Annotated in this window: 5 protein-coding genes and 4 tRNA genes; 3 read left to right on the top strand and 6 right to left on the bottom strand. The window is 45.5% G+C overall.

From position 1 onward, the window contains the following. Nucleotides 1-36 precede the first annotated feature (36 nt). Nucleotides 37-112, bottom strand: a tRNA-Lys gene (locus H065_RS0109910). Between the two features lie 16 nt (nt 113-128). Then, nucleotides 129-200: transfer RNA gene (locus H065_RS0109905), tRNA-Glu, on the bottom strand. A gap of 241 nt (nt 201-441) precedes the next feature. Between H065_RS0109905 and H065_RS0109900 the strand changes: the two genes are divergently transcribed. Beyond that, nucleotides 442-1,227 (top strand): DeoR/GlpR family DNA-binding transcription regulator, encoded by a 786-nt coding sequence (locus H065_RS0109900; protein WP_017812894.1) that lies wholly within the window; start codon nt 442-444, stop codon nt 1,225-1,227. Further along, entirely contained in the window at nt 1,224-2,096 is an 873-nt protein-coding gene (locus H065_RS0109895; RefSeq protein ID WP_017812893.1) for a Cof-type HAD-IIB family hydrolase, read from the top strand. Before H065_RS0109900 ends, H065_RS0109895 begins: the two co-directional genes overlap by 4 nt. A gap of 287 nt (nt 2,097-2,383) precedes the next feature. Here H065_RS0109895 and H065_RS0109890 read toward each other — a convergent pair. The 3 genes from H065_RS0109890 to H065_RS0109880 form a co-directional block, all read right to left on the bottom strand. Next, nucleotides 2,384-2,475 (bottom strand) — tRNA-Ser (locus H065_RS0109890). Nucleotides 2,476-2,481: 6 nt separating this feature from the next. Continuing rightward, nucleotides 2,482-2,557 (bottom strand) — tRNA-Asn (locus H065_RS0109885). Between the two features lie 24 nt (nt 2,558-2,581). Next, a complete protein-coding gene (locus H065_RS0109880) occupies nt 2,582-3,067 on the bottom strand; it encodes a SprT family protein (protein WP_017812892.1) in 486 nt (161 codons plus the stop codon). Nucleotides 3,068-3,283: 216 nt separating this feature from the next. Here H065_RS0109880 and H065_RS0109875 point away from each other — a divergent pair, with 216 nt between their 5' ends. Continuing rightward, nucleotides 3,284-3,649, top strand: coding sequence for a hypothetical protein (locus tag H065_RS0109875; RefSeq protein ID WP_017812891.1), 366 nt, complete (start codon nt 3,284-3,286; stop codon nt 3,647-3,649). A gap of 235 nt (nt 3,650-3,884) precedes the next feature. On the opposite strand, the gene H065_RS0109870 is transcribed toward H065_RS0109875, so the two are convergent. Further along, the gene (locus H065_RS0109870; protein ID WP_017812890.1) at nt 3,885-6,110 is read right to left on the bottom strand and encodes a Tex family protein; all 2,226 of its coding nucleotides are present in this window, start codon (nt 6,108-6,110) and stop codon (nt 3,885-3,887) included. Nucleotides 6,111-6,258 lie beyond the last annotated feature (148 nt).

Below are 6,258 nucleotides of genomic sequence, written 5' to 3'. Positions count from 1 at the left end.
TGCCATTCCACCACGACCGCACAGACAAAATATAAATGGTGAGCCATGAAGGACTCGAACCTTCGACACCCTGATTAAAAGTCAGGTGCTCTACCAACTGAGCTAATGGCTCTTACTATAAAAGAGGATGACCCGTAGGGGATTCGAACCCCTGTTACCTCCGTGAAAGGGAGGTGTCTTAACCCCTTGACCAACGGGCCTTAATTTCTTAACAACAAAAATGAGTATACCAATTCTAAAGTTAGATTGCAAGCATTTTTTGAAAATAAATTTTGAATGAATCCTCTACTACTCAAATAAGTATTTTACTTGTAATAAAGATTATTAATACTTATAATTACTTATATAAACTTATCTACAGGCAGATTTTGTCTTATATAGGCTATTTTACTCAATAGCCTCCTCTTCATTTACCCACTTCCGAGTAAGGAGACTCTACACATGTATCAAGAAGAACGTATGCTTCATATCCTTAAATACCTTGACACTCATCAGCGCATCAATATCGAAGAAATCTGTAGTCTTTTTAATGTGTCACGTGATACAGCACGAAGAGATCTCGTTCGCCTGGAAGAGCAAAATTCCATTATTCGAACACGCGGCGGTGCGTTGCTATCTACTGCCAAATTGACCATCCCCAGCTATAATGACCGTCTAAATACAGTCTCTTCCGAAAAAAAACAGATTGGTCAGCTCGCAGCTACACTGATTCGGGATGGCGAGCGAATTATTCTGGATTCTTCTACTACTGTACAAGCCTGCGCCGAGTTTGTTGAAGCTACACGCTGCACAGTAATTACCAATTCTATCAATCAGGCAGACATCCTGTCGGATAAAGAAGACATGATTATTCATCTGCTTGGTGGACAGCTACAAACACAGCACCGTTATGTATATGGATCTGGAGCCATTGAGACCCTTTCCCACTATTTTGCAGAGCGAGCATTTATCGGAATTGGCAGTATTTCCGCCAAAGGATTGACTTCTCTGACGGTAGAAGAAGGCCGAATCAAGCATAAGATGATGCAGCAGGCTGAAATGGTGGTTATTCTGGCCGATCACTCCAAGTTCGGACGGGAATTATTTTATAAATTTGCTGATTTGTCGGAAATTGATCTGATTATTACAGACCAGGCACCTAATACCGAAATGACAGAACTGCTAAAACAGCATGAAGTTGAACTATGGATTGCCGGTCACCCCCAACCCAAGGAGCTGAGTATATGAGTATCAAATTGATTGCAATTGATCTGGATGGAACATTATTAAGCGGACATAGTTATATAAATGAAGTAAATGCTGCCGCAATCCGCGCTGCCCAACAGGAAGGAATCATTGTCAGTATCGCTACCGGACGCGCTCATCACAATGTACGTGAGATTCTTCAGCCTACCGGGCTGGTTACTCCAGTAATCTCTTCCAACGGCTCTGTCATACATGATGAGGAGGCTGTACACCTCTATTCCCTTCCTCTGGAACGTCAGCAGGCCATGGAAGTACTGGAATGGCTAGAGAACGGTGAGTATTACTATCAGGCGCACACCAGCAAAGGAATCTATACGATTAGCAATGGTCATCAGCGTCTCGCAGTAGAAGTGGATCGGCTGCTCAGTACCAATCCCGATCCGACCCTGATCAAAATGCTGGAAGCGATGCAATCTCATGGTGCCAAAGTACAAATGGTTCGTGTATCTACCTACCATGATATTCCGGATACAGCAGATTTCTATAATATACTGGCTCTCTCCCTTGATCCAGACAAGCTGGAAGCGGGTCGACTCCATTTTGCAGAGCGTGATGATATGACCATGGTCGTCTCCGGCAGTCATAATTTCGAGTTGGAGCACAAAGAAGCTTCCAAAGGAAATGCTCTCAAACATCTGGCTGCACATTATGGTATTCCTATGGAACAGACAATGGCGATTGGCGATAATTTTAATGATGTTTCCATGATCACCATGGCCGGCAAAGGTGTCGCAATGGGAAATGCCGAACCAGAAGTACAAGCGATTGCCGATGAAGTTACCCGTACCAATGAAGAAGATGGTGTTGCTCATGCCATTTACCGGGCACTGGGAATGAATGTGCCTTTGTAAACTGTTCATTCTTTTAACCTGGATATGTATTTTATATTGATTAAAAAAGACTCTTTCTGCAGCAGAAAGAGTCTTTTTTGTTTTCATTGAATCTTAAAAATCTAACCGTATATCCAAAAGTATAGGAAGCAAGATTCTATGACTGAGTATATTTTTTGGTTATACATTATTGTATTTTTCAACTTTTCACAGGGTCGATCTATATATTCAACCGGCTAATATAAAAAAAGAGCCAGCATATGCTGACTCTTTTAATAGCTAATATGTATACCACACTAAAAATCATATGGCGGAGAGAGAGGGATTCGAACCCTCGCACCGCTGACGCAGTCTAACCCCTTAGCAGAGGGTCCCCTTATAGCCACTTGGGTATCTCTCCAAGAAATGGCTCCCCGAACAGGACTCGAACCTGTGACAACTCGATTAACAGTCGAGTGCTCTACCAACTGAGCTATCAGGGAACAATATTGAATACAAAAATTAATTTACCATGATTCCCGAGGTAAGTCAAGCACTTCCAACTTCAATTTTCCTCCGCATTTGCCACATCGGTAGCGATCGGGATTCATCCGTCTTTTACGTAAATATTGAGTAGTACATTCCCGGCAGACCAGCCGATAACGATATAATTCTTTTCGTTTGATCCCCATCATTTCAGGAGGAATCTGACAGTAACGTCCTCCGCCTACTCGGCGCAACCAGTACTTAAACTCCGGATCACGATGCTGGTATCCGAGTCCCTGTATGTGCAGATGGTAATGACACAGCTCATGCTTGATGATTTTCTCTACTTCGTCCCTGCCAAAGGCCTGGAGCTGATGCGGATTGATCTCGATATGATGACTTTTCAAAAAGTAGCGCCCTCCGGTTGTACGCAATCTGGCATTAAATACTGCCTGATGCAAAAAAGGACGTTCAAAATGCTGCAGTGACAACTGTTCCACCCAGACCTGTAGTTCGTCGTTCGTCATGAATCCCGGTATACTCCTTTGTGTTGTGGTTGTTGCTGATTGCTCGTATGCTTCTGGATAGCAGCAGGTTGATATTGCTGCAGTCTTCTCTTGAATTTTAACTTTGTTATGCGATACACTTCAAGTACTTGTTCTGATTTTTACAATTTTACATACCGCATACCGGAATGGTCTACGTCCAGTCTGCGGATACTTTATTCCAAGGGAGAATATTGAATGACAACAACCGATATGCGCTACGTCATTTTGCAGCACCAGGATCAACTGCAGTATGTAGAAATGCCTGCCGAGTATGCTTACCAGCTCAGCGCACTTAATTTACGACTGCATAAGGAAATCAGCAAACTCACGGCCGATCATGTCCCGTCCCTGCCCCGTGCTGTAGCAGAATGTGATCATCTGGAATTGCTTCGTCCGGAAGCCTCCTTGCTGAATGGCTTGACGTATATTAATGAGTTGGAACAATCTTTTGCGGTCCTCCAGGAAGACCAGTACCCCTTAATCTCCCTGCTGACCGAGATTCGCGCCCTGCAGGCACAATTGGAGCAGTGGTATGAAGAATACGAGGAAGCGCAGCTGTAATCAGACCTTTACGTCTGATGAACTCGTCCTATAGGTTCTAAATGGAATATGATCTATGGTTCTATCAAAAAAGGCAGTATGCGTATTATCGCATACTGCCTTTTTATTATGAATATCTGTTAAATCCGTATTGGATCTGCAGAGCAGGTATGGATCATACAATTGCTGCAATTTCTGCACATCTGTAATTCATCTTTAACTCTACAAAATAGATCATCATTCGCTTGCTTGATACTTACTGAGCACTTGCCTGATTAGCAGATGATGGACGCATGGTCAGACCCACTCTGCCTTTTTTGACATCTACATTCATTACCCAGACGGTAACATTGTCACCAACCGATACGACATCCATCGGATGTTTGACAAACTGCTCACTCAGTTGGGAAATATGCACGAGCCCGTCATTTTTGATACCGATGTCTACAAAAGCACCAAAGTCGATAACGTTACGAACGGTACCCTGCAGCTCCATACCAGGTGTCAGGTCTTCGATCTTGAGTACATCGGTACGGAAAATTGGCAGTGGCAGTTCATCACGCGGATCGCGGCCTGGGCGCTGTAGACTATCCATAATATCGCGCAGGGTCGGCACACCGATTTCCAGAGACGCAGCTGCCTCCTCCATATTCACATTGGCCAGTGCAGCTACTGCTTCGGGACTGCCCAGCTGCTCAGGCTTGATATTCAGTGATTTGAGCAGTTTGTTCGTTGCATCGTAAGACTCCGGGTGAATACCAGTGTAATCAAGTGGGTTCTCTCCACCTTTGATTCGCAGGAAGCCTACGCACTGCTGCAATGTTTTGGCACCAAGACGAGGTACTTTTTGCAGTTGCTTGCGGCTCATGAAGCGACCGTTTTCTTCGCGGTATTTTACAATATTCTTGGCAATGGTTGCATTAACACCAGCAACATAGGACAGCAGCGATGGCGATGCCGTATTCACATCTACACCTACATGGTTAACCGCCGATTCGACGACGCCTTTGAGGCTGGTTTCCAGATGCTTCTGGGATACATCATGCTGGTACTGACCTACACCAATCGCTTTTGGATCAATTTTGACCAGTTCCGCCAATGGATCCTGTATACGGCGGGCGATAGAAGCAGCGCTACGCTGTGCTACATCCAGATCCGGGAACTCTTCCTGAGCGAGCTTGGAAGCAGAATATACACTTGCTCCGGCTTCGCTGACAATCAGATAAGCCAGTTTGCGGTCTTCGATCTCCTGAATTAATTCGGCAATAAACTGCTCGGTCTCCCGGGAAGCTGTACCATTACCGATTACAATCAGTTCAATATGATGCTCAGCGATCATACGGCGAATGGTCTCGGCTGCTTCACGTTTTTTGTTAACAGGCGGTGTCGGATAGGTAACCGCTACTTCCAGCAGCTTGCCTGTCTCATCTACCGCAGCCAGCTTGCATCCTGTACGATAAGCCGGATCGACACCGAGTACACGTGTTTCCTTGATTGGAGCCTGCAGCAGCAGATTGCGCAGATTACCGGCAAAAATAGAAATCGCCTGGTTATCACCTTTTTCCGTCAGTTCTGCCCGCACTTCACGCTCAATAGAAGGAGCAATCAGACGCTTATAGGCATCTTCAATTACAGTGCCGAGAATATCTTGTACTGCAGAAGGTCCCTTGATCAATTGCTTATCCATATAACGATATACCGGCTCCGGTGCCACTTCCAGCTGCACTTTGAGGATATTTTCCCGCTCGCCACGGTTAATCGCCAGAATACGATGCGGAGGCATCTTTTTGGCGAGTTCGCGGTAGCTATAGTACATTTCGTATACGGATTCTTCGTCCGCCTTTTTGGCTTCGGTCACGAGCATACCGTGATCCAGGGTGTAGCGTCTGATCCATGTACGAAGCGAAGCATCGTCCGAGATATTCTCGGCCAGGATATCCATAGCTCCCTGCAGCGCCTGAGAAGCGTCTTCCACGCCTTTCTCTGCATCAATAGAGCGAGCTGCCTCTACTAGCGCTTCGGGCTGCTTGGGCTGGCTCATAATCCACTCTGCCAGCGGCTCCAGACCTTTTTCCTTGGCTACACTCGCGCGTGTTTTGCGCTTTTGGCGATATGGACGGTACAAATCTTCTACTTCCTGCAACTTGGCTGCATTCTGAATGGATGCTGCCAGTTCGCTGGTCAGCTTATCCTGCTCGCTGATAATACGTAATACTTCATCCTTGCGATCCTGCAGATTGCGAAGATACTGGTGACGTTCTTCAATATCACGCAGCTGGTTCTCATCCAGCTCGCCAGTCATTTCCTTACGGTAACGGGCAATAAAAGGAATTGTATTTCCTTCTGCCAATAGATCAATGGTTGTGCGAATTTGTTTGAGTGAAATTTGCAGTTCTCCGGCAATTTGCTTAACGATCCGTTCGCGGATCTGCTGCTCACTGGCTTTCGCCTGTTCTTCGGTAATCAATTTTTGTTCAGCCAATCTTATCCCTCTTTCCGCTCTTCCCGCAGGAAGAATCCTGTCATCGTACATATATTATCTCAGACAATAAGCCTGATTTCCACCTGGTATCACGAAGTAAAAGGGCCTAAACATGCAAAAAACCCGGTGCATTCACCGGGTCCCCTTG

Source organism: Paenibacillus shenyangensis (assembly GCF_000346635.1).
Lineage (GTDB): Bacteria > Bacillota > Bacilli > Paenibacillales > Paenibacillaceae > Saccharibacillus > Saccharibacillus dauci.
This window is presented reverse-complemented; position numbering and strand designations above follow the sequence as displayed.

What these genes read in the sequence shown, in the direction of transcription:
- H065_RS0109880 (WP_017812892.1), bottom strand. Translation starts at nt 3,067, where the DNA reads ATGACGAACGACGAACTACAGGTCTGGGTGGAACAGTTGTCACTGCAG.
- H065_RS0109895 (WP_017812893.1), top strand. Translation starts at nt 1,224, where the DNA reads ATGAGTATCAAATTGATTGCAATTGATCTGGATGGAACATTATTAAGC.
- H065_RS0109900 (WP_017812894.1), top strand. Translation starts at nt 442, where the DNA reads ATGTATCAAGAAGAACGTATGCTTCATATCCTTAAATACCTTGACACT.
- H065_RS0109875 (WP_017812891.1), top strand. Translation starts at nt 3,284, where the DNA reads ATGACAACAACCGATATGCGCTACGTCATTTTGCAGCACCAGGATCAA.